The organism is Blautia sp. BCRC 81119 (genome assembly GCF_003184505.1).
GTDB classification, from domain to species: Bacteria; Bacillota; Clostridia; order Lachnospirales; family Lachnospiraceae; genus Blautia_A; species Blautia_A fusiformis.
Genome location: NZ_QJHD01000017.1, coordinates 1 through 23,471 on the forward strand (window position 1 = coordinate 1; position 23,471 = coordinate 23,471).

General features: G+C 43.8%; 19 protein-coding genes and 1 pseudogene. 15 read left to right on the plus strand and 5 right to left on the minus strand.

Features of this window, described 5'->3' with window-relative positions; all coding sequences use genetic code 11:
- Together DMI82_RS10895 and DMI82_RS10900 are read right to left on the minus strand one after the other, a co-directional pair.
- Nucleotides 1–1,080 (minus strand): RNA-guided endonuclease InsQ/TnpB family protein (locus DMI82_RS10895; RefSeq protein WP_110103294.1); only part of this gene is annotated, 1,080 nt, incomplete at its 3' end.
- The gene (locus DMI82_RS10900) at nt 1,028–1,459 is read right to left on the minus strand and encodes a MerR family transcriptional regulator (protein WP_110103295.1); all 432 of its coding nucleotides are present in this window, start codon (nt 1,457–1,459) and stop codon (nt 1,028–1,030) included. The genes DMI82_RS10895 and DMI82_RS10900, both read right to left, overlap by 53 nt.
- 818 nt (nt 1,460–2,277) lie before the next feature.
- Here DMI82_RS10900 and DMI82_RS10905 point away from each other — a divergent pair.
- From DMI82_RS10905 to DMI82_RS10945, 9 genes and pseudogenes are all read left to right on the plus strand, one after another.
- Nucleotides 2,278–3,531, plus strand: coding sequence for an ABC transporter substrate-binding protein (locus DMI82_RS10905; protein ID WP_092070268.1), 1,254 nt, complete (start codon nt 2,278–2,280; stop codon nt 3,529–3,531).
- Nucleotides 3,532–3,630: 99 nt separating this feature from the next.
- A complete protein-coding gene (locus tag DMI82_RS10910) occupies nt 3,631–4,533 on the plus strand; it encodes a carbohydrate ABC transporter permease (protein WP_021650445.1) in 903 nt (300 codons plus the stop codon).
- A gap of 16 nt (nt 4,534–4,549) precedes the next feature.
- Nucleotides 4,550–5,389: a carbohydrate ABC transporter permease gene (locus DMI82_RS10915; protein ID WP_021650444.1), complete on the plus strand. Its 840-nt coding sequence runs from the start codon at nt 4,550–4,552 to the stop codon at nt 5,387–5,389.
- Between the two features lie 180 nt (nt 5,390–5,569).
- Nucleotides 5,570–7,789, plus strand: coding sequence for an alpha-galactosidase (locus DMI82_RS10920; protein WP_044960737.1), 2,220 nt, complete (start codon nt 5,570–5,572; stop codon nt 7,787–7,789).
- A gap of 149 nt (nt 7,790–7,938) precedes the next feature.
- Nucleotides 7,939–8,859, plus strand: a complete 921-nt coding sequence (locus DMI82_RS10925; RefSeq protein ID WP_110103296.1) for an AraC family transcriptional regulator — start codon at nt 7,939–7,941, stop codon at nt 8,857–8,859.
- Nucleotides 8,860–9,281: 422 nt separating this feature from the next.
- Nucleotides 9,282–10,607 carry an alpha-glucosidase/alpha-galactosidase gene (locus tag DMI82_RS10930; protein WP_022426688.1) on the plus strand — a complete coding sequence of 442 codons (1,326 nt, stop codon included), beginning with the start codon at nt 9,282–9,284 and terminating at the stop codon, nt 10,605–10,607.
- A 152-nt stretch (nt 10,608–10,759) separates the two neighbouring features.
- Entirely contained in the window at nt 10,760–10,909 is a 150-nt protein-coding gene (locus tag DMI82_RS20685; RefSeq protein WP_110103297.1) for a substrate-binding domain-containing protein, read from the plus strand.
- Nucleotides 10,884–11,251 (plus strand): annotated as a pseudogene (locus DMI82_RS10940) (L-arabinose isomerase family protein); the annotation flags it as partial. The gene DMI82_RS20685 and the pseudogene DMI82_RS10940, both read left to right, overlap by 26 nt.
- A 62-nt stretch (nt 11,252–11,313) precedes the next feature.
- A complete protein-coding gene (locus DMI82_RS10945) occupies nt 11,314–12,918 on the plus strand; it encodes a xylulokinase (protein WP_110103298.1) in 1,605 nt (534 codons plus the stop codon).
- 2 nt (nt 12,919–12,920) lie between these two features.
- Here DMI82_RS10945 and DMI82_RS10950 read toward each other — a convergent pair whose 3' ends face one another.
- Nucleotides 12,921–13,448, minus strand: coding sequence for a flavodoxin family protein (locus DMI82_RS10950; protein ID WP_110103299.1), 528 nt, complete (start codon nt 13,446–13,448; stop codon nt 12,921–12,923).
- A gap of 230 nt (nt 13,449–13,678) precedes the next feature.
- On the opposite strand from DMI82_RS10950, the gene DMI82_RS10955 reads away from it, so the two are divergent.
- From DMI82_RS10955 to larE, 3 genes are all read left to right on the plus strand, one after another.
- Nucleotides 13,679–14,401, plus strand: a complete 723-nt coding sequence (locus DMI82_RS10955) for a fibronectin type III domain-containing protein (protein ID WP_110103300.1) — start codon at nt 13,679–13,681, stop codon at nt 14,399–14,401.
- 96 nt (nt 14,402–14,497) lie between these two features.
- Nucleotides 14,498–15,298 carry an MBL fold metallo-hydrolase gene (locus tag DMI82_RS10960; protein WP_022426660.1) on the plus strand — a complete coding sequence of 267 codons (801 nt, stop codon included), beginning with the start codon at nt 14,498–14,500 and terminating at the stop codon, nt 15,296–15,298.
- 257 nt (nt 15,299–15,555) lie between these two features.
- Nucleotides 15,556–16,383, plus strand: coding sequence for an ATP-dependent sacrificial sulfur transferase LarE (gene larE / locus DMI82_RS10965; RefSeq protein ID WP_110103301.1), 828 nt, complete (start codon nt 15,556–15,558; stop codon nt 16,381–16,383).
- Nucleotides 16,384–16,528: 145 nt separating this feature from the next.
- Here larE and DMI82_RS10970 read toward each other — a convergent pair whose 3' ends face one another.
- Together DMI82_RS10970 and DMI82_RS10975 are read right to left on the minus strand one after the other, a co-directional pair.
- Nucleotides 16,529–18,493: an oleate hydratase gene (locus DMI82_RS10970; RefSeq protein WP_110103302.1), complete on the minus strand. Its 1,965-nt coding sequence runs from the start codon at nt 18,491–18,493 to the stop codon at nt 16,529–16,531.
- A gap of 157 nt (nt 18,494–18,650) precedes the next feature.
- On the minus strand, nt 18,651–19,235 hold the full coding sequence (locus DMI82_RS10975) for a TetR/AcrR family transcriptional regulator (protein WP_110103303.1): 585 nt from the start codon (nt 19,233–19,235) through the stop codon (nt 18,651–18,653).
- 141 nt (nt 19,236–19,376) lie between these two features.
- Here DMI82_RS10975 and DMI82_RS10980 point away from each other — a divergent pair, with 141 nt between their 5' ends.
- From DMI82_RS10980 to DMI82_RS10990, 3 genes are read left to right on the plus strand one after another with little or no spacing between them, the layout of a single operon-like run.
- Nucleotides 19,377–20,405, plus strand: coding sequence for a sugar ABC transporter substrate-binding protein (locus tag DMI82_RS10980; RefSeq protein ID WP_022426664.1), 1,029 nt, complete (start codon nt 19,377–19,379; stop codon nt 20,403–20,405).
- The gene (locus DMI82_RS10985; RefSeq protein WP_022426665.1) at nt 20,383–21,891 is read left to right on the plus strand and encodes a sensor histidine kinase; all 1,509 of its coding nucleotides are present in this window, start codon (nt 20,383–20,385) and stop codon (nt 21,889–21,891) included. Before DMI82_RS10980 ends, DMI82_RS10985 begins: the two co-directional genes overlap by 23 nt.
- Nucleotides 21,869–23,467, plus strand: coding sequence for a response regulator transcription factor (locus DMI82_RS10990; RefSeq protein WP_022426666.1), 1,599 nt, complete (start codon nt 21,869–21,871; stop codon nt 23,465–23,467). Before DMI82_RS10985 ends, DMI82_RS10990 begins: the two co-directional genes overlap by 23 nt.
- The last annotated feature ends 4 nt before the right edge of the window (nt 23,468–23,471 follow it).

Consider the following 23,471-nt stretch of genomic DNA (forward strand, 5'->3'; position numbering starts at 1 on the left):
ATAAATTCTGTCAGATAATTTCAAGTCTTTTTTAATGTTTCCACAGCAACTGCAAAGCTTTGATGATGGATAAAACCGATCAGCCACAATAAGCTGGATCCCTTTATCGCTGCACTTGTGTTCAAGCTGCTTTTTAAACTCAAAAAACCCCTGATTCTGAACTGCTTTTGATAAATGTCTATTTTTCATCATTCCACTAACATTCAAATCTTCAATACAAATAAATCTTGGTTTTCGACTTACAATTTCAGATGTAGTCTGATTCAAATAGTTCTTACGGATATTTGTTAATCTGTGATTTCGTTTTAATAAAAGTTTTTCCTTTTTGATTACATTATTTGTTTTGCAGTAACTTTCTCCTTTCTTATTTTTCTCGTAAGAGCGAGAGATACTACGCTGTAATCTGCGTTTCTGTTTTTCCAGTTTCTTTACTTTCTGACTTTTATTGATGTTCTTATACTTAGCTCCATCAGAGCAGATAGCCAGATCTTTGATCCCTAGATCTATACCAATCCCATCATCATTAAGTTTTTCTATGCAATCAGGAAATTCCACACATACGCTGATCCACCAGTTCAATCCGTCAAAGGATATTCGCGGATTCATATATTTAGCATCTGTAGGAATACGACCATGCTCTGCAAGTCTTACCCAATTTAGTTTTTGTTTATTTCTTTTCCTGCTCGAAGAAAATCCTTCAAACTTAACATGAGTATTGCTGAATTGTATCTTAATATTATCCTGATAGAACTTCGGCATTGCTCTCTTTTTTGACTTGAACCTTGGGAATTTCTGCAAACCTTTGAAAAAGTTCTTATAAGCAGTGCAGGCATCTTTGATCCCCTGTTTGGTTACATTATTTGAAATACTCAATAACCATGCGTATCCATCAGAATGTCTAAGCTTTGTAAATTCTTTTCTGAGTTCTGCATCTGAAATGAATTTTCCGCCTTTTTCATAGTTTTCTATTTCCCTTGCCAAAGCCCAGTTATAAGCAAATCTTGAAGCACCTGCGTACTGAAACATCTTAGTTTTCTGTACATTGTTTGGTATCAACATTACTTTTATGGCTTTTACCATCTACTTCCTCCTGTATCAGTTCCCGGATAAGTTTCTTAGCTTTATTCGCTCGTTTTCCTTGTAATTTGCAACTGAATACTGCGATCATCTGAACCAGATCTTCAACAAGTTCCTGCTGTTCGGATTTTTCAGTATTATCAATCTGTCGTTCCAGATCATCTTTCTGTTTATGGCTGGAAACGCGACAATATCCAATTGTAATGCGATTTTTAGGCTTTACATTTATTACCTGGTTGAGTTGCTCGTCAGAATAATATCTATAGCCGCTTACTGTAGTATGATGCGGATGAAGTTTTCCATTGGCATCCCAATTTCGTAATGTCTGGGCGGATACGCCTATAATTTTTGAAAATTCATGTATAGAATAATATTTACTCAAAGCATCAACTCCTTTCAATAATATTCTACTCTAATATCTTATAAAACCAAACATGTACTTATATGATTTTATAATTTATATTTAACTGTTAATAACCTCCTTATATAGAAATATAGAAATGAAAAACAGACTATAGGTGTAAAGTCCGATCCAGCTAATCTTAGCACAGTTTTTGACTGTGTGTAAAGAGAGGGAACGCAGATAAGTATCTTGTGCATCACGAAGCGTATTGCCGGTCACAGAATGAACAGCAATATGCTTCGCAGCGAATACGGATCGTCAATACACATCTGACGGTGAGAAAAACAGTACAGCCGGGAAATTTTTCGGCAGGAAAAACGCAGGATACAGAACGGTTTATAGGACTGTATAAAAAAATATGGAATTTTGCGTGCACATGTGGAAATGATAGCGTGCATGGAATTGTGTTAGGAACGGAAAAACAGATTATTCGGCAAATGACATTTATACATGTTTTGAGTTAGTAAAAACATACAAAAATACATATGTAAAAATGTTGGTTTTGCTACAAGGGGATAAATGAGCGCCAAAACATACTCAAAAATAGTAAAAATTGTGAGGGTATATAAAAAAAACGTAAAAGAAACTGGAAAAATGACGGATAATTAACAAAGTGTGAACAAAAAATGGATAAAATGAATAAAAAGTAACATTTTTCCATATTGAAATGACAATAATCCATTTATCATTTTTCCATGTGCAATTATAATAATATCAACGGTCAGGGACGTGAAAAAATATAAAAACTGACCAAAGAAAGAGGGAAAATAAGAAAGATTTAAAAGGAGGAAGAAGTTATGAATTTCAAAAGAGTAGCAGCATTATTGTTAGCAGGTGCCATGGTAATGACAGCAGTTCCGGTATATGCAAAAGGTGACGATGTTACACTTTCCGTATCCATCTGGGACACCAACCAGGAGCCGGGAATCAAAGAAATTCTCGCAGACTTCACAGAGAAGACAGGAATCAAGACAGAGATCTCCGTTGTTAAATGGGATGAGTACTGGACAATGCTCGAGGCCGGTGCACAGGGTGGTTCCCTTCCGGACGTATTCTGGATGCACTCCAACGAGAGTCAGAGATACATGTCCAACGATATGCTTCTTGATCTGACCGATAAGATCAAAGACAGCGATCTGATCGATCCGGAGAACTATCCGGAGGATATCTGGGGACTGTATACATACGATGATAAATATTATGCAGTACCGAAGGATATAGATACAATCGCTCTCTGGTACAACAAGACATTATTTGACGAGGCAGGACTTGATTATCCGACAGCTGACTGGACATGGGATGATGTTACAGAGGCAGCTAAGAAGCTTACTAAGGATGATGGTTCCCAGTACGGTCTCGCAATGAGAAATGATAACAACCAGGCCGGATACTACAACCTGATCTATGATAACGGCGGATACATCATCAGCGATGACAAGACAAAATCCGGCTGGGATGATGAGAAGACGATCGCAGCTATGCAGACACTGGAAGGATGGATCAAGGATGGCGTGATCCCGTCTCTTGAGACAATGTCCGAGAACAACGAGGACGTACTTTTCGAGGCTGGCAAGATCGCTATGACATGCCAGGGCTCCTGGATGCTTGCAGCATTTAAAGAGAACGAGTACACAGCAGCTAACTGTGATTGTGTAGAGCTTCCTAAGAACGCTGAGACAGGCAGAAGAGCTTCCTTATATAACGGACTTGGATGGGCAGCATCTGCTTCCGGTGAGCACACAGACGAAGCTTGGCAGTTGATCGAGTACCTCGGATCCAAAGAGGCTCAGGAGAAACAGGCTGAGCTTGGTGTTACAATGAGTGCATACAAAGATACATCTGATGCATGGGCTAAATCCGCAGACTTCAACCTTCAGGCTTATCTGAACATGATGGATGACATGGAGATCCGTCCATACTCCAAATCTACTGTAACATGGGAGAACGAGGACAACGAGATCCTTAAGGGCGTATACACAGGCGACATCACAATGGAAGAGGCTTGCAAGCAGATGGCTGATCAGATGAACGAGAAGCTGGCTGAGGAGTAAGCATTAAGAAACACCGATAATTAAGTGCAGTAATGAGAGGGGCCGCCGCACTCAGGTGCAGCGGCCTCATACATAGAAGGAATAGAAGGAGTGATTCTTATGGCTAAAACCACCAAGTCACAGGCACGGACAAAGAGAGAGCGCAGTGAGTTCCTCTGGGGCTGGCTGTTTATTCTCCCAACAACCATCGGATTGATCGTATTGAACATCATTCCGATCTTCCAGACTATTTACCAGAGCTTTTTCAAGACAGGAGATTTTGGTAAAGGAAATATCTTTATCGGTTTACAGAACTACCAGAAGGTTTTTGCAGATAAAGAGATCTGGCAGGCACTGATCAACACATTCAAATATGCGATCGTGGAGGTCCCTTTTTCCATTGTCATCGCACTTGTTCTTGCAGTACTTCTTAACAGAAAGATGAAGGGCCGTTCTATTTACAGAACCATCATCTTCCTTCCGATGGTAGCAGCTCCGGCAGCGGTAGCCATGGTATGGAGATGGCTGTTCAACTCTGATTATGGTCTTATCAATAACGTTTTCCATGTTCATGTAAACTGGGTTTCTAATCCGAAAATTGCAGTATTTGCAGTTGCGATCATCGGTGTATGGTCTATCATCGGTTACAATATGGTTCTTTTCCTGTCAGGACTTCAGGAAATCCCGAGAGATTATTATGAAGCAGCATCCATTGACGGTGCAACAGGCGTGAATGCATTCTTTAACATCACGGTCCCGCTTCTTTCACCAACCATTTTCTTCGTACTTGTTACCCGTGTGATCGGATCCCTTCAGGTATTCGACCTGATCTATATGGTTATTGACAAGTCAAACCCGGCACTTACCAAGACTCAGTCACTGGTTTACCTGTTCTATAAATATGCATTTATCAATAAGAACATGGGATACGGCGCTACGATCGTAGTAGTACTTCTTATTATCACCATGATCCTGACAGTATTCCAGATGATCGGTCAGAAGAAATGGGTATTCTACAACTAAAAAGGGGGGATTAACCATGGATAGTATGGAAACAAAAAAGAAATTAACCACTATTTTAATACATGTCATACTGATCATTGTGTCCATAACGATGCTTGTGCCATTTATCTGGATGATCCTGACAGCTTTTAAAACTGTAACGGAAGCAACATCTGTAGATCCTTTCACCATTTTCCCGAAAATATGGAGAAAAGACGCATTTATTTCTGTTATCAATAACATGAACTTCCTGCTTCTGTACAAGAATACACTGCTTCTGATCTTCTTCCGAGTAGTGTGTGCGGTTCTTACAGCAACTATGGCAGGCTATGCATTTGGACGACTGAACTTCAAGGGCCGTGATCTCTGCTTCAGTCTTGTACTGTTCCAGATGATGGTTCCGGTACAGATCTTCATCATCCCGCAGTACCTGATGGTCAGCAAGATGGGTATGCTGAATACGATCTTTGCCCTTGTATTCCCAGGTATTGTTACTGCATTCGGTACTTTCCTTCTGAGACAGGGATATATGGGACTGCCGAAGGATCTGGAGGAGGCTGCCAGACTTGACGGATGTAACATCGGTCAGACCTTCCTTTACATCATGGCACCACTTACAAGATCCAGTATGGTCGCACTTGGAATTTTCACAGCTGTATTCGCATTCAAAGATCTGATGTGGCCGATGATCGTTAATACAGATAAGGATATGCTGGTACTTTCTTCCGCACTTGCAAAGATGCAGGGCCAGTACGTATCCAAATTCCCGGAACTGATGGCTGCATCTCTGATCGCCTGCATTCCGATGATCGTGATCTACATGATCTTCCAGAAACAGTTTATCGAAGGTATTGCTACCAGCGGTGGAAAACTGTAATCAGAAATATTACATAAGGTAATACAAGACCGCTGACAATGTATATAACTGAGGATTTGGTTATTGAGGTTGTCAGCGGTATTTTTATCGAAGCAAATGCCAAAATGCACAGTTATTTGATGATTCTTAAGGAAAGAGGCGGATATTTTTATCCGCAGTAAACGAAAAAAGGAGAAAATTATGCCGATCAAATTTCACGAGGGATCAAAGACATTCCACATTTATAACAAACATTTAAGCTACATCACCTGTATCATGGAAAATGGCCAGATGGAGAATCTGTACTATGGAAAAGCTATCCGCGATAAAGAGGATTTCAGTTATCTTCACGAGGAGATCATGCGTTCCCTGATGGCTGTATGCGTTCCGGAACCGGGACTTCTTTCCATGCAGTATACCAAACAGGAGTATCCTGTTTACGGAACCGGTGATTTCAGAAATCCTGCCCTTACTGTTCGTCAGGAGAACGGAAGCGAGATCGTAGATTTCAAATATGTTTCTCATGAGATTTACGGCGGCAAGAAGAAGCTTGCCGGTCTTCCGGCAACCTACACAGAGAACGAGGAAGAGGCAACATCTCTGGACATTACACTTCATGATTCTGTGATGGACACAGACCTTGTTCTTACATATTCCGTATATGAGGATTACCCGGTGGTCACCAGAAGTGCACGCCTTGTTCAGAAAGGGAATCAGAAAATCCGTCTTGAGAACGTGATGAGTGCAGCAGTGGAGTTCCCGGATATGGATTATGAGATGATCCATCTTTCCGGTGCATGGGCACGTGAGCGCTATGTAAAAACACGCAAACTTGAGATGGGTATACAGGCTGTACAGAGTCTTGCAGGAACCGGCTCCAGCTCTGAGCAGAATCCGTTTATCGCGCTGAAGCGTCCTCATACAACAGAAGATACAGGCGAGGTTTTCGGCTTCAGCTTTGTGTACAGCGGCAACTTCCTTGCACAGGTCGAGGTTTCCACCTACGAGATGACACGAGTTATGATGGGAATCAATCCACAGGGATTTTCCTGGGAGCTTTCCAGAGATGAGGAATTCCAGACTCCGGAGGTTGTTATGGTATACAGCGATAAGGGCTTAAACGGAATGAGCCAGGCTTACCACAGACTGTACCGTGACCGCCTGATGCGCGGAAAATGGAGAAATCATGCACGCCCGATCCTTCTTAATAACTGGGAGGCAACCTATTTTGATTTTGATGAGGAAAAAATCCTCAATATTGCAAAAAAAGCCAAAGAGGTTGGGGTAGAGCTTTTCGTTCTGGATGACGGATGGTTCGGAACCAGAAACGATGATTACCAGGGCCTTGGCGACTGGTTCGTAAATAAGAATAAGCTTCCAAACGGAATTTCCGGACTTTCCCGCAAGATCGAGGAGATGGGCCTGAAATTTGGCCTCTGGGTAGAGCTTGAGATGGTAAACAAGAACAGCGACTGCTACAGAGCACATCCGGACTGGCTCATCGGAGCACCGGACCGTTTTGAGTCCCACTCAAGACATCAGCACGTTCTTGATTTTTCCAGATCTGAGGTTGTGGATTTTATTTATGATTCCATCTCCAAGGTTATCGAGGAATCTTCCATTTCCTACATTAAATGGGATATGAACCGCTACATGTCCGAGCCTTTCAGCCGCGGCGCATCTGCAGCAGATCAGGGCAAGACTATGCATAAATATATCCTTGGTGTATATGAGCTGTATACAAGACTGACAGAGAGATTCCCTGACATTCTCTTTGAATCCTGCGCAAGCGGCGGAGCAAGATTTGATCCAGGAATGCTGTACTTTGCACCGCAGACATGGACCAGTGATGATACCGATGCAGCAGAGAGAGAAAAAATCCAGTACGGTACCTCCTTTGTTTATCCGATCGTCAGCATGGGATCTCATGTATCAGCAGTACCGAATCATCAGCTGCACCGTACCACACCGCTTTCCACAAGAGCAAATGTGGCATATTTCGGAACCTTTGGCTATGAGCTGGATCTGAACCTTTTAAGTGCCAAAGAGATCGAAGAGGTAAAGGCACAGGTGGAATTCATGAAGGAACATCGTGACCTGATCCAGGTGGAGGGTGATTTCTACCGTATCTTAAGCCCGTTCGAAGGAAATGATACTGCATGGATGGTTGTTTCCAGAGACAAAAAGCAGGCAGTTGCCGGATACTATGAAAGACTGAACAAGGTCAATGCTTCCTGGATGCGTCTGCGCTTCAAGGGTCTTGACGAGGATCAGCTTTACAAAGTAAAATGGGAAGATAAGTGCCTGAAAGCTTACGGAAATGAGCTGATGTATGCAGGAATCCCGGTTGATCGTGACTACTGCAATAAGACAAACGGTGATTTCCATTCTGTATTGTATACAATTGAAGCAGAGGACTGATTTCTGTAAATGATGGAATAAAAATTATCTGCAGAAAAACATCCGCCTGACCAGAAAAATAACAGGCCGCCGGATATGGCGGCCTGTTATTGGGTGGCGAAGCAGCTCACAGGCGGAAACATAATATATGACATCAGGGAGGTGACAAGTTGCTTCACACAGTTGGTTTTACAAGCTCGGACAGCTTTAAATGTCTGGAGAATTTAAAGAAAGGTGCGGTGGATCTCTGTCTTACTTATTGTGGGTGGGAAAAATGCGATCCGGGACATCGATTTGGACCAAATAAAAGGATCTCTCATGTACTTCATATCGTGGAATCCGGAAGCGGAGTTTTTGAGATGGATGGCCATCAGTATCATCTGACAGGTGGAGAAGCATTTCTGATCCCATCCAGTGTGGAGGCCTGGTATGAGGCAGACATGGACAATCCCTGGACATATCGCTGGGTAGGATTTGAGGGAATGACTGCGGAGGAAGTGATCCATGTAAGCGGCTTCAGCCGGGAAAATCCGGTCCGAAGGATCCACTGCATGGAAAATGCTGCAAAATATATTGATGCAATGGTCCAGACCAACAAGCTCGTTTTTGAAAATGAACTGAAACGGAACGGACTTCTGATGCTTCTTTTTTCTGACCTGATCACAGATAACCGGGATGCATGTCTGAGAGAAGGCAAGCTTCTCCCATCCCACAGATATCCAAATTCCGTTTATGTGGAGCATGCAGTGGATTACATTGCAGCTAACTTTGACAAGCGGCTGAAGATCAATGAGCTGGCAGACCGCATTGGCGTCAACCGGAGCTATCTTACCAGCTCGTTTAAAAAAAGCCTCGGATGCTCGCCGCAGGAATATCTTATGAATCTTCGCATCGAGAAGGCAAAGACTCTTCTGAAAAATGGAGGTATTCAGGTCAGTGAAGTAGCTGCAAAAGTAGGGTATGGAGATCCGCTGGCTTTTTCCAAGGTATTCAAGGCAAGAACAGGAAGAAGTCCGAGAGAATACAAGGAAGAAAAGAGAAGACTTGTAGTGAAGGGAAAGAAGGGCGATTATATGGAATCTGAGTCCTGATAACTGGCAGTACCTTTTGTTGCTGGCAGACCTTTGTAATAAAAAATAACAGCTCTCTGTCCGAATCAGGATATATATGATCCTGGTATCGGATGGAGAGTTTTTGCATTATGGAAAATTACTTTGCAATGTTTCGAAAACATAAAAAAGCATAAAAACGAATGGAAGTAAATTTTATAGGAAATATGTTTTATAGGAAATTTCTGAACTGTATCAGTAAACGGGCATTTATATTTCATGCAACAAAACAACAATTATTGACATCAAAGTACATATTTTAAAGATGCTTCCGGTAGTATCATAAAACCATAATAATAACGAAGCGGGGCTGCGCCGCAGAATCAGCAGAAAATCAGGATTTTTGCCAAGAACAGAAAAATCTGTCACAGAAAAATCCAAAAAGACAGGCAGGAGGAACGAACATGATCAAAATTACATTTATGGGAGCAGGAAGCACGGTTTTCGCAAGAAATGTACTTGGAGACTGTATGTGCACACCGGCACTTCGCGAAAGCGAGATCGCACTTTATGATATTGACGAGAAGAGACTGGAGGATTCCAGAATTATCTTAAGTGCCATCAACCACAACGTAAACGAGGACCGCGCAGTGATCAAAACTTATCTCGGTGCCGAGAACCGTAAAGATGCACTTCGAGATGCAGATTTCGTAGTCAACGCCATTCAGGTAGGCGGATATGAGCCATGCACAGTTACAGATTTTGAGATCCCGAAGAAATACGGCATTAAACAGACTATCGCAGATACCCTGGGAATCGGCGGAATCATGCGTGCACTTCGTACCATTCCGGTCCTGGAAGAGTTTGCCCGGGATATGGAAGAAGTCTGCCCGAACACTCTGTTCCTGAACTACTCCAACCCTATGGCAATGCTTACCGGCTATATGCAGCGTTTTACAAAGATCCGTACTGTAGGCCTCTGTCACAGCGTTCAGGTCTGCTCCCAGAAGCTTCTTGAGGGAATGGGAATGGAAGACAAGATTGAGGGACGTACCGAGCTGATCGCAGGTATCAACCACATGGCATGGCTTCTTGAGATCCATGACAAAGATGGAAACGACCTGTACCCGGAGATCCGCAGAATTGCAGAGGAGAAGAATACATCCGGTGAGAAACATGAGGATATGGTACGTTATGAGTACATCCGTCATCTTGGCTACTACTGCACAGAGTCCAGTGAGCACAATGCAGAGTATAATCCGTTCTTCATTAAATCCAAATATCCGGAGATGATCGAGGAGTTCAATATTCCGCTTGACGAATATCCGAGAAGATGTATCAAACAGATCGAGGGCTGGGAAAAAGAGCGCGAGGATATCCTCAAGGATGGCAAGATCGGCCATGAGAGAAGTAAAGAGTATGCTTCCTATATTATGGAGGCTGTTGTTACAAACACACCGTACAAGATCGGTGGAAATGTTCTTAACAACGGTTACATCGATAACCTTCCGTCGGATGCCTGCGTAGAGGTTCCATGCTATATCGACGGAACCGGTGTACATCCGGTAAAAGTGGGCAAGCTTCCTACACAGCTGGCAGCTATGAACTCATCCAATGTCAGCCCGCAGCTCCTTGCTATTGAGGCAGCAGTGACCAAAGACCGCCAGAAAATCTATCAGGCAGCCATGATGGACCCGCACACAGGTGCAGAGCTGAACATCAAAGACATCCAGGCAATGTGTGATGAGCTGATCGAGGCACATGGGGATTATATGAAGATGTACCGCTAAGGCAGAAAATGATCGGAAGGCAGCAAAAACTTTGAAATAAATATGCAAGGCGACATATAAAGGCCGGAACACCAGAATGGGGAGGGTGTTCCGGCCTTTCTTTATATGGAACTTTTGATAAATAATAAAAACAACAGATCGCTGTCCAGGTTATGGAAGAACTGGAACGTCAGGGCAAAAAGATCCCGGAAGATGTTGCGGTAACCGGCTATGATAATTCACTATATGCAAGACAGGGACAGGGCATTACCACTATCACCCATCCCCAGGAAAAACTGGGAGATCGATGCTTATCCGGTTAATGAGATCGCAGAATATGTTCAGGATGTAAGTCAGGGAGATATTGATGTTCTGGTAGAAGAATATTATAATAAATACGATATGATTCTGGATGGACGTGCCCCTGAGGAATTTAAGAAGCATGTAGCAGTCCAGGCAGGGATCGAGATCGGTTTTGAGCGCTTCCTCGAGGAGAAAAATTATCAGGCTATCGTAACACACTTTGGTGATCTGGGCTCCCTGAAACAGCTTCCGAGACTTGCGATCCAGCGACTGATGGAAAAGGCTATGGCTTCGGTGGCGAGGGTGACTGGAAAACAGCAGCTATGGGTATTGAAGCGGTGGCGATACAACGATCCGGAATCTGCAGAATGAGCTGAGATGGAACAGCATGTATTTCAGCAAATAATACGGGAGGTTTTTTACAATGGGAGTAAATGAGGCAAAAACAGCAATTCTTGAGAATCGTACGGCTCTTGGTATTGAGTTTGGTTCCACAAGGATCAAGGCAGTTCTGGTGGACGATAAGAACCAGCCCATCGCATCCGGAGCCTATGAATGGGAGAACCAGTATGTAGATGGTATCTGGACATACAGCCTGGAGGAGATCTGGAAGGGTCTCCAGGGCAGTTACCAGGATATGGCAGAAGATGTTCAGAAAAAATATGGAGTGGAGCTTACAAGCGTAGGTGCGTTTGGTGTCAGTGCCATGATGCATGGCTATATGCCGTTTAATAAAGAGGGAGAGCTGATGGTCCCGTTCCGTACCTGGAGAAACAACATCACAGGAGAAGCCTCTGAGAAGCTGGCAGAGCTTTTCCATTACAATATCCCTCAGAGATGGAGCATCGCACACCTGTATCAGGCGATCCTTAACGGTGAGGAGCATGTAAAAGATATCGATTATATCACCACTCTGGAAGCCTATGTGCACTGGAAACTCACCGGAAAAAGAGTTCTTGGTATCGGTGATGCGGCAGGTATGTTCCCAATCGACAGTGAAACGAAGGACTATAACGAGGAGATGGTTCAGAAGTTCGATGAACTGGTTGCGCCTTATGGTTTCCCATGGAAGCTTCGCGATATTATGCCGAAAGCTCTGGTGGCAGGTCAGGATGCAGGAGTTCTTACTGAGGAAGGCGCAAAGCTTCTGGATATAAGTGGAAAGCTGAAAGCTGGAATCCCGATGTGTCCGCCTGAGGGAGACGCAGGAACCGGTATGGTTGCCACAAACAGTGTCCGTCGGCGTACCGGAAATGTTTCTGCGGGAACATCTGTATTTGCCATGATCGTCTTGGAGAAGGCACTTTCCAAACCGTATAAAGAAATCGACATGGTTACCACTCCGGCAGGAGATCCGGTTGCCATGGCACATTCCAACAACTGTACTTCGGATCTGAACGCATGGGTAAATGTGTTTAAGGAATTTGCAGAAGCTATGGGCATGGAAGTAGATATGAACAAACTGTTCGGAACTCTTTATAACAAAGCCATGGAAGGCGACCCGGACTGTGGCGGACTTCTTTCCTACTGCTATTTCTCCGGCGAGCATATGACCGGCTTTGAAGAGGGACGTCCACTGTTTGTACGTTCTCCTGAGAGCAAATTTACACTGGCAAACTTTATGCGAAATAATCTTTACACCTGCCTCGGCGCCATGCGTGTAGGTCTGGATATCCTTCTGAATCAGGAGCATGTAAAGATCGATAAGCTTCTGGGCCACGGCGGTCTCTTTAAGACAAAGGGTGTCGGCCAGCAGATCCTTGCAGATGCGGTAGATGCACCGGTATCCGTAATGTCTACAGCAGGAGAAGGCGGAGCCTGGGGAATCGCACTTCTGGCTTCCTATCTTGTTAATAAAAAAGATGGCGAGGATCTTGCAGATTTCCTGGATGAAAACGTGTTCAAGGGAAATGAAGGCAGCACACTCGCACCGGAAGAAGAGGGCGTGAAGGGCTTCAATGCTTTTATGGACCGGTATATGAAAGGCATTGGCATTGAGCGTGCAGCTGTAGAGTCGGAGGTCTGGTAGGCTTACAGGCTGGCTGCCAGCTTCCTGATATCTTCAAGCTTTGGACAGGCTTTCATGCTGCCTTTATCCAGCATATTCGGGACGGTGATGATTCCTTTATCCTCCCACTTGAGATAAGCGGTCATTCCCTTGTACTGTGCAATGGCCGCGTCAAAAACATGATCAGCGCCTGCGTCAAGAAGAAGTGCAGTTTTGTTAAAATGGAATCCTGTGCTTCCGCAGGCGTACAGACGGTCAATAACGGTCTTAAGCTGTGCGGTCATATCGAACCAGTAGACCGGTGATGCAAAAACAACCATATCGGTGTCGGAAAGCTCTGCGAGAACGTTTTCCATATCGTCATCCTGGACGCACTTTCCGCCGTGGGAGTAGCAGTATTTGCATCCGAGACATCCGCGGATGTTCATATTTGCGATATTAAGGATATTTACGGTGTGACCGTTTTCTCTGGCAGTTTCTGAAAAAGTATCTGCCATGATCTGTGTGTTACCGTTGTGGCGTGGACTGCCGTTTAAGATTGTGATCTTCATTTTGAATTCCTCCGTTTATTATGTATAGCCGAAGCAAATGCAGAAAAAAATCTGCATTTGCTTCGGCTATATTGTAACACAAAAATATAAAAGGAATAAAAAAATTCGGGTATAAGCTGGTTATTATATAATAAATAACCGTATATTGACACTTGCATCAGCGTGGTAATATAATCATTTTATAGATGACTAAAAATGTCAGAAATGGTCAAAAAAAGGAGGAAGCAGATATGAAAAAGTATTTGACAAAGATCAGTGCGGCATTACTGATCATGGCTATGTGCATTATAGGATTTGGTGTAGTTTCGGTACAGGCCTCTATGAACAGTGAATCTATAGACTACAGACTGGGAGAAACCTGTAAGGGAAAACATCATTCAAATGCATATTACAAATTTGTACTTAAACAGAAATCGCATGTCTCATTAAAAGCGACGACATTAGATGGGGAAGTATTGTTTTCAATATATAATTCTTCAGGTAAAGCAGTTATGGTGCCTGGTAATGTAACATTCAAGCAGAATAATGCGACTGGAAAAGGTAGTGCGAGGGTATCCAAAACTTTAAATGCAGGTACGTATTATCTGGAGGTATATGCCTGGGATAATGTTTATAGTGACCGGGAATACTATTTCAAAATCCAGGCAGAACCGTTGATCACTCTTTCACGTGGAAGTATTACATCGCTTAAAAGTAAAAAAGCCGGACAGGCAACGGTTGTCTGCAAAGCAGCATCCAATGCGATTGGATATAGAATTCAGTATTCTACGGATTACCGCTTCCGCAAAGGCGTAAAAACAATATATTCTCCCACAAGAACCAAAACCCTTACCAAACTGGCAAAAGGAAAAAGATATTATGTAAAAGTTTGCCCGTTTACCGTATATGATGATGGTGAATATGTTTTTGGGATGAATTCTTATGTGAAAGCAATATACGTGAGAAAAAAATAAATTTTATTGAAAATAATTCTCCGTAATGATATCATGAGACACGAAAAATACAGAAAAAATAAGAGAAACCGTACATATACAGGAGGAGAAAAAACAATGAAATTAACCATGCTTGGAACCGGAAATGCTCTGGTAACTGAGTGTTACAATACCTGCTTTGTGCTCAGCGATGAGTATGGACATTTTCTGGTTGACGGAGGCGGCGGAAATACCGTGCTTTCCCAGCTGAAAAAAGCAGGCGTTGATCTGATGGATGTTCATGAGATCTTTGTTACACATAAGCACGTAGACCATATCATGGGGATCGTGTGGGTGATCCGCATCATTTGCCAGAACATGAAAAAAGGCACTTATCAGGGCGAGGCAAACATCTATGCTCATGATGAAGTGATCGGACTTCTCAAAGACATGGCATTTAAGCTTCTGAATAAGAAGGAGACACAGTACATCGGTGACAGACTTCATCTGATCGAGGTAAAAGACGGCGAGGAAAAAACAATTCTTAATAAGAAAGTGACCTTCTTTGATATCGGTTCCACCAAGGCGAAACAGTTCGGTTTCCAGATGATCTATGACGGTGGTAAGGTACTTACCTGCTGCGGAGACGAGCCATACAATGAATGTGAAGAGAAATACGCAAAAGGCAGCGACTGGATGTTCCACGAAGCATTCTGTCTGTATGGACAGCGTGATATCTTCAATCCATATGAGAAACATCACTCCACAGTTAAGGATGCCAGTGAGCTGGCTGAGAACCTTGGAGTTAAGAATCTTGTCCTGTATCACACAGAGGATAAGAACATTAAGAAACGTAAAGAGCTTTACGGAGCAGAAGGCAGAGAGTATTATCACGGAAATTTGTTTGTTCCGGATGATCTTGATGTGATCGAAATGTAATAACTGTAAAAAGAAAGACTGGAAGTATGGCATATGCTGTATTTCCGGTCTTATTATGTTTGGAAACAGAGAGGATACTAATAAATTTCATAGTACATCTGTCAGGTAGAAAAATACTTGTATGGCAAAAAGGTATCGTTTACAATAAAGAATACACACATAGCATTGCAAGAGCATGTCAATAAGAACAGATCTGAAAATTACAGATTCAGATCCGGCAAAAATAAGATTTTACAAATTACGAGGTGACAGAACATATGCCAGCAACAGATAACATCACACTTGAAAAAAAATACAGAAAACTTCAGGAAATCCTCCGTTCCTTTGGAAGTGTAGCCGTAGCTTTTTCCGGTGGAGTGGACTCCACATTTTTGCTGAAAGCTGCACAGGAAACACTTGGTGACAAAGCTATGGCCATTACCGCATGTCCATGCTCTTTCACCGACAGAGAACTGAAAGAAACGCAAGATTTCTGCCAGGAAAATCACATTTGCCAGGAGATATGCAAGATCAACGAATTCGACATCCCGGGGTTCCGTCAGAATCCGCCGGACCGCTGCTATATCTGTAAAAAAGCCATCTTTACCAGACTTTGGGAAGCTGCAAAGGCGTGCCATATGAACATGATCGTGGAAGGTTCCAACATGGATGATCTGGGCGACTACCGTCCGGGAAAAAGGGCTATCCAGGAGCTTGGGGTCCGCAGTCCGCTCCAGGAAGCAGGCCTCTATAAAGAAGAGATCCGGGAGCTGTCAAAAGACATGAATCTTCCGACCTGGAACAAGCCATCCTTTGCCTGTCTTGCTTCCAGATTTGTATACGGTGAGACCATTACCAAGGAGAAGCTTCACATGGTAGATCAGGCCGAGCAGTTTCTGATGGATCTGGGATTCCATCAGTTCCGTGTTCGCATCCACGGTACCATGGCAAGGATCGAGGTTCCAGAAGAAGAGATCCTGAAAATTGCAGATAATGAAACAAGAACAAAGATCACAGAGAAATTCCGCACATTGGGATTTTCTTACGTGACTCTGGATCTTCAGGGCTTCCGTTCCGGAAGTATGAATGAAACACTGGGAAAATAAGTATCAGAAAATAAAATAATCCCCCGGAAATACCGCGCGAGAAGTATTTCTGGGGGATTGCTGCACGAATAGAACCGGAGGCTCCGTTACTGTGTTCAAATCTCAATTTTCGGATTGAGAATATCTGTCTGGCAGGCTGTATATCTTACATATAATCCTTCAGCACATCATGATCCCGCAGTACCTTCTCAACCACAGTACCCTTCACAACATTAAGAAGTGGTTTCTTCAGTGCATTTAGCGGCCCTGGCAGCTGGATCTCCAGCGGGGATTTTCCGTCCATCAGCTTCACACTGCTGTCCAGAAGCTCACGGATATCGTAAACGCTTCCCCATACTTCCGGAACCCCACGGTCTACACCGAAAAGTCCGTATACAGCCTCCATTGCAGTACGTACGGAATATTCTGTTGTGAATACGGTATCACGAGGAGTTTCCGCAAACTGGCCCAGGAATGCAAAGTTTACACAGCCATCCGGGATAACATCCGGGCGGTCACCTTTGGTACGGGGCATGAAGAATGCGGTGATGTACGGCATCATGGTCGGAACGCAGACAGCGCTGTTTTCTGCCATATCGTCGATCTGATCTACCGGAACACCCAGGTGGTACAGCCACTCGGCGGTAATTTCCTTACCGGTACAATCTTTCATCGGTTTCTTGATATAGTCACCAGGAACATCGGTAAACAGTCCGTAAACCCATACGCAGACCTTTTTCGGGTCCTGATCCTTGAACTGTCCCTGACGGTTGATGGTCCAGCTTAAGAGCCACTTGGAATCCTGGCAGCTTACGATACCGCCGGTAACAACCTTGCCGGTACGTGGGTCACGCTGGCAGATGTTGGTGATATACGGGATGATATGGTCGTCCAGAGTGGTGACAGTAGCGGATTCCCAGTTTGTCTTGGCAATGTCTGAGCAGAATTTCTCCGGATGTCCGAAGGACGGATCCTGAGCCGCGATATTTTTCCACAGGGACCAAACGCCACTGGTACGGACCTCCGCATCGCCGTTTGGCGCGTGGTTCTGGTCGCCGTAGATCGTACCCTCTGTACAGCTTCCGTTAGTGACGAAAACATAATCATTTTCTGTAAGAAGGATGCCCTGCTCCACATCTTTTACCTTGCATTCGATAGCAGTGGCGATCTTTTTGCCATCTTTAAAATTAAAGATCACGTTTGTGACCTCAGTATTAAACTGGAAGTCAACACCTGCATCCTCCAGATATTTTTTCATGGGAAGAATCAGGGATTCGTACTGGTTGTACTTGGTGAATTTCAGGGCGCTGAAATCCGGAAGACCTGCAATGTGGTGGATAAAACGCTGGAAGTAAAGCTTCATCTCCAGAGCACTGTGCCAGTTTTCAAATGCGAACATGGTCCTCCAGTACAGCCAGAAGGTGGAATCAAATACTTCATCATCAAATACATCTTCGATGGTTTTATCGTAAAGATCCTCATCCTTTGTCATGAACAGCTTCATGATCTCCATGCAGCCCTTCTGGCTCAGGTTAAATTTTCCGTCGGTGTGGGCATCCTGTCCACGGTTGACGGTTGCACGGCAGAGAGAATAGTTCGGGTCGTGCTTGTTCAGCCAGTAGAACTCGTCCAGAACAGAAGCACCCGGTTTTTCAAGGGAAGGAATACTGCGGAAAAGATCCCACAGGCACTCGAAATGGTTTTCCATCTCACGACCGCCACGCATGATATAGCCTCTGGACGGATCAAAGATTCCATCGCAGGCACCTCCGGCAATATCCATGGCTTCCAGGATGTGGATATGATCACCTGGCATCTGTGCGTCTCTTACCAGGAAGCATGCAGCAGCCAGGGAAGCAAGACCGCTTCCTACAATGTAGGCATGCTTGTCGTCCACACCTTCCGGTTTTTCCGGACGGGCAAAGGCTTCGTAGTTACCGTTGGAATAATAAATCCCTTTGCTGTTTTTGTCATGCTTTCCACGCTCGGTGTTGCGGTAGTTTGTAGTAGTTTCTTTCACATGGAGGTTTTCCTCTTCGTTGATCTCTCTTGTTTTTTTCATCAGCATGGCTGCGCCGGCTCCGGCTGCCGCAAGTGCTGCAAGTCCCATGAATCCTTTTTTATCTGACATATGACATCCACCTTTCGTAAATGAGATACCTGTTTGTATCGGATTAACTGTTCTTTGTTGCTGTTGAGGCTATGATAGCCCATCCGGAAAAAAGATTCTATTTACAAAATACCGAAAGTGTTCAGTTTTTTATCATTATGTCTGTTTTGATAAGTTTTTATTCTGTATGCATTTCTGCTGTTTTGTTTCTGGCGGCAAAATTGCGGATGGCGTTGTCGATGCTTCCGTACAGTGCGGTTGCGGTATCATCTGCGATTTCGCGATAATCTTCGCGCATGCCGTTTTTGATCCAGTCCAGCATGATCCCTACAAAGCTGTATTTATATAGATCTGAGATAAAAATTTTCTGTTCATCCGTGATGGGGATATCTTTTGATTTTTCTGTTACCACGCCCATAAGAAGATCGTAGGTAAGCTGGAACAGATAATTCTCGATCTGTTCCCGCCCCACGCAGCGGTATACATTTAAGATAAACGGCTTGTTTTCCATCACGGCATCAAAGATCTGCAGAAGCCCTTCATGCCAGGTGGAAGAGGTTTTTTTGCCCTGAAGGGCAATTCTGGCATCTTCCAGACAGCACCACTCCACAAGATCATAGATATCTTTGAAATGATAGTAAAAAGTCATGCGGCTGATCCCGCAGTCCGTAGTCAGGTCGTTGATGGTGATCTTATCTAAAGGCTTCTTAAGAAGCAGATGTTTCAGGGATTCTTCCAGGGCAAGCTTGGTTGCGTTTGTCATGTCTTGCGGCCTCCTTTGGCAAGGTTATAGTTATTAATATAACATGAAAGTGCACAGAAAATCCATGTTAAACAGTGACTTTTCTGTGAAATTATGATAGACTGAACCTGGAATATTTTGCGGAACAGAACGGAGCGTACTATGAAGAAAAAATCAGTTTGTATCCTGCTGATCTTTGCTGCCGTGATAGTACTTACTTATGTGACAGGAGAATCCTATTACAGAGGAATCAGTGAAAAAGCAGGGTTGGATAAACAGGAAGAGAAAATATATAAATATCAGTATGACATGATCGTGGACAGCCCCGATTCCCAGTTCTGGCAGGCAGTATATGACAGTGCGAAGAAAAAAGCAGCTCCCAATAATGTACTGATTGAGATCATGGGGCCGGACAGAGAAACATCCTATGATAAACTTGATTATATGAATATGAGTATTGCGGCCAAGGCGGATGGTATTATCCTGCAGTATAATGGAGAAGCCGGTCTGGAAGAAGCAATCAATACTGCAGTAAGAAACGGAATACCGGTGGTTACAGTCATGAGTGATGCGGTGCACAGCCGCCGCCAGAGCTTTGTGGGAGTCAGCGATTATCAGCTTGGCATGGCTTACGGGGAAATTGTTGCCAAATACGTGGATGAGAACACGAAGAAGATCCTGATCCTGCAGAAACGGGACATTGATGATATGAACGAAAGTCAGATATACACTCAGATCAGCAATGCGGTGAAGATGGCAGCTGGTTCTGAGGATATTGAGATCAAGGGAAGGAATCTTCTGTCAACAGGAACCTTTGAAACAGAGGAGGCAGTTACTGATATTTTTCAGCAGAAGCGGAATGTTCCGGATATCCTTGTGTGTATGGATGAGGAGACAACGGAGTGTGCAAGACAGGCAATTCTGGATTTCAACCTTGCAGGAAAAGTGAAGATCATTGGTTATTATACATCTGAGGATATTCTGGCGGCAGTTGAAAAAGGTGTTATTTCAGTTACCTGTGATGTGGACACGACCCAGCTGGGACAGTACAGTGTGGAGGCAGTTACCAGCTATATAGAAGATGGAAGAACCAATTCTTTCTACAACGTAGACATTAATTTTCTTGACAGAACAGCAGTGAAGAAGATGAGGAGGGAGGCAGTCACAGATGAAAAAGATCCGTTGGAGTGACTTTTCTCTTGTAAGCAAGATCATGATCGAGGTTGGCGTGCTGGCAGTTTTACTGTTCAGCATCAACATGCTGTTTTATGCGCGGATCAACAACTCCATGCAGGAGATGGATGATGTGTATGCCAGCAATGCCCAGATCACAGAGCTTGGGCAGGTTTTTGACGATGTGCAGGACAGTATGTACCAGTATCTGAAGGTAAAAAACTCTCAGGCACTGATGGATTATTATCAGAATGAGGCGAAATACAGGCAGGAGCTGGAGAAGTTAAATGAACGGAATATTGATGATTCCGTAAAACTTCTGGAGAAGAAGATACGTAAGATGTCGGAATCATATCTTTCCTGTACCGCAGGAACTGTAGCTGCCAAGAGAGGCAGGAATGTGGAGAAATATAAGCAGGAATATGATGAAAGTCTGGAGCTTTACAGTTATATCCAGAGTTCTATGGATGAGCTGAACAAGCAGCTTTTTAAAGAAAATTCCCAGACTTATGCAGCTCTCCGGGCGGTTATGAGATATCTGGAGATCAGTAATATGATGATCATGCTTCTGGTGGTGATCTGTGGAATGTTCCTTCTGATCATGGCAACAAGGGAGATGTTCCTGCCGCTGACTAATATGGCAGAAACTGCACAGCTGGTAGGTCAGGGGAATTTTAATGTAAAGATGCCCCCAGCAGATTCCAGGGATGAGCTTGGAACGGTAACAAGAGCCTTTAATACCATGGTGGATAATCTTGGTCTTTACATTGCCAGGACAAAGGCCAGCATGGAAAAAGAACAGCAGATGATAGAGAGGGAGCTTTTGATGGAAACACATCTCAAGGAGGCACAGCTTAAGTATCTCCAGTCTCAGATCAACCCGCATTTCCTTTTTAATTCCCTGAATGCAGGAGTACAGCTTGCAATGATGGAGGATGCAGAAAAAACCAGTATCTTTGTGGAAAAGATGGCAGATTTTTTTCGCTACAATGTAAAGAAGGGTGAGGAAGATGCCACACTGGAGGAAGAACTGGAGGCTGTGGATAATTACATTTATATTCTGAATGTACGGTTTGCCGGGGACATCCATTTTTCAAAAAAAGTGGAATGTGATGTGGAAAATGTACGTGTTCCCAGTATGATCCTGCAGCCGGTTGTGGAAAACGCAGTCAATCATGGAATCCGGAATATAGATTGGGAAGGACATATTGATCTCAGTGTGGAGAAATGGAACGACCATATTGAGATCAGTGTTCGGGATAACGGACTGGGCATGACCGGAGAACAGATACAAAGAGTACTGTCAAAAAAAGTCCACAGCAGTTCAGGCGAGGGTGATTCCACGGGAATCGGAATGAATAATGTGATCAGCCGTCTGGAACTATATTATGAGCGGGACGGATTAATGGAAATATACAGTGAAGGTGAAGGAATGGGAACAGAGGTAGTGATCAATATTCCTCTGGAGAGGAGCGAAAAAAATGTACAGAATCCTGATTGCTGATGATGAGGGGATCATGCTGGAATCCCTGAAAAATATTATAAGTTCCAACTATGGAAATGAATGTGAGATCCATACAGCCAAGACAGGCCGTGTGGTTGTGGAGGAGGCGGAGAAATATCCGCCGGATATCTGCTTTATGGACATTCAGATGCCGGGCTTAAGTGGGATCCAGGCAATCCGGGAAATTCAGAAATTTAACAGATCTGTGGTCTTTGTGATCATTACAGCCTATGATAAATTTAATTATGCCAAGGAAGCGGTAAATCTTGGAGTTATGGAATTTCTTACCAAGCCGGTAAACAAAAAGGTGATTTTGGAAACATGCTCCAAAGCTATGGAAAAGGTAGATTACACAAGACAGAAGCGAAGCGATGATCTCCGTATCCGTGAAAAGCTGGAGACAGTTGTGCCCATGATCGAAAGCGGATATATCAATAATATTCTTCTGCAGGATGATTTTCAGACATATCAGGATAATTACAGGGAGCTTCTGGATATCCGGGAAGAATATGGATATATGATCGTGGCTGAATTCGGGGATTCCACGGAAAATGGCGTTCTTACCAATGCGGTGGGGGCCAGTGTGAAGGCAAACAAATTTTATTCCACATTCCGGGAAATCGCTCAGGGATTTTTTGAATGTCTGGTAGGACCCATTATGGGAAACCGTATTGTACTGCTTGTTCCATACCGTAATTCCAGGGAGTCCTATGAGGAACGTGTGGAGGTTGTAACAAGAACCAGAAACATGGTACATAAGCTGGAAAGCAGGATCGACAGTAAATTTCGCTGTGGTATCGGCCGGGTGAAGGAGATGGGAAGCACCATGAAAGAATCCTTCAAGGAGGCCATGATCGCACTTCGGGAAAGCACCAGCCATGTTATACATATTGAGGATGTTCCGGCTGCACAGAAATATGACGGCGAATATCCAAGAGATCTGGAACGTCGCTATGAAAAGCGGGTGATGGATAAGGATGTGGCAGGAGCTTTAAGCTGTGCCGAGGAATTTATCAGGTGGATGGAGAAGCAGCCGGGAGTAGATCTGGAGGACATGCGCATCAAGATCCTGGAGCTTGTGATGGGAGTGGAAAAAAAGGCCTTTTTTGCAGGTACCGTGAAATATGCGATCAGCTGCCGCAGAAATTATATTCATGAGATCCAGGAATATACAGATATAGAAGGAATGAAAAAATGGTTCCTGGGCAAAACATCAGAAATCTGCAGTAACATGGAAAGTGCAAGGGAAAAAGAAGCGGTTTCTATTATCGAAAAAGCAAAGTCCTATATTCGGGACAATTACAAAAAAGATATTTCACTGGATGAGGTGTCACGGGAGGTGGATATCAGCCCTTATTATTTCAGCAAGCTTTTTAAGCAGGAGACCGGAGGAAATTTTATCGAGTATCTTACAGAAGTGCGGCTTCGGAATGCAAGAGAACTTCTCAAAGATTCAGGGCTTTCCATCAAGGAGATCTGTGCGGAATCCGGATACAGCGACCCCAATTATTTCAGCAGGATATTCAAAAAATACGAAGGCGTGACACCAAGTGAATTCAGAGAGAGGTTGAGGTAGACAA

Excerpts from the sequence above, each read along its gene's own strand:
- DMI82_RS10990 (WP_022426666.1), top strand. The coding sequence starts at position 21,869 with ATGTACAGAATCCTGATTGCTGATGATGAGGGGATCATGCTGGAATCC.
- DMI82_RS10985 (WP_022426665.1), top strand. The coding sequence starts at position 20,383 with ATGAAAAAGATCCGTTGGAGTGACTTTTCTCTTGTAAGCAAGATCATG.
- DMI82_RS10915 (WP_021650444.1), top strand. The coding sequence starts at position 4,550 with ATGGATAGTATGGAAACAAAAAAGAAATTAACCACTATTTTAATACAT.
- larE (WP_110103301.1), top strand. The coding sequence starts at position 15,556 with ATGCCAGCAACAGATAACATCACACTTGAAAAAAAATACAGAAAACTT.
- DMI82_RS10970 (WP_110103302.1), bottom strand. The coding sequence starts at position 18,493 with ATGTCAGATAAAAAAGGATTCATGGGACTTGCAGCACTTGCGGCAGCC.
- DMI82_RS20685 (WP_110103297.1), top strand. The coding sequence starts at position 10,760 with ATGGAAGAACTGGAACGTCAGGGCAAAAAGATCCCGGAAGATGTTGCG.
- DMI82_RS10920 (WP_044960737.1), top strand. The coding sequence starts at position 5,570 with ATGCCGATCAAATTTCACGAGGGATCAAAGACATTCCACATTTATAAC.
- DMI82_RS10930 (WP_022426688.1), top strand. The coding sequence starts at position 9,282 with ATGATCAAAATTACATTTATGGGAGCAGGAAGCACGGTTTTCGCAAGA.
- DMI82_RS10960 (WP_022426660.1), top strand. The coding sequence starts at position 14,498 with ATGAAATTAACCATGCTTGGAACCGGAAATGCTCTGGTAACTGAGTGT.
- DMI82_RS10950 (WP_110103299.1), bottom strand. The coding sequence starts at position 13,448 with ATGAAGATCACAATCTTAAACGGCAGTCCACGCCACAACGGTAACACA.
- DMI82_RS10905 (WP_092070268.1), top strand. The coding sequence starts at position 2,278 with ATGAATTTCAAAAGAGTAGCAGCATTATTGTTAGCAGGTGCCATGGTA.
- DMI82_RS10975 (WP_110103303.1), bottom strand. The coding sequence starts at position 19,235 with ATGACAAACGCAACCAAGCTTGCCCTGGAAGAATCCCTGAAACATCTG.
- DMI82_RS10955 (WP_110103300.1), top strand. The coding sequence starts at position 13,679 with ATGAAAAAGTATTTGACAAAGATCAGTGCGGCATTACTGATCATGGCT.
- DMI82_RS10945 (WP_110103298.1), top strand. The coding sequence starts at position 11,314 with ATGGGAGTAAATGAGGCAAAAACAGCAATTCTTGAGAATCGTACGGCT.
- DMI82_RS10980 (WP_022426664.1), top strand. The coding sequence starts at position 19,377 with ATGAAGAAAAAATCAGTTTGTATCCTGCTGATCTTTGCTGCCGTGATA.
- DMI82_RS10910 (WP_021650445.1), top strand. The coding sequence starts at position 3,631 with ATGGCTAAAACCACCAAGTCACAGGCACGGACAAAGAGAGAGCGCAGT.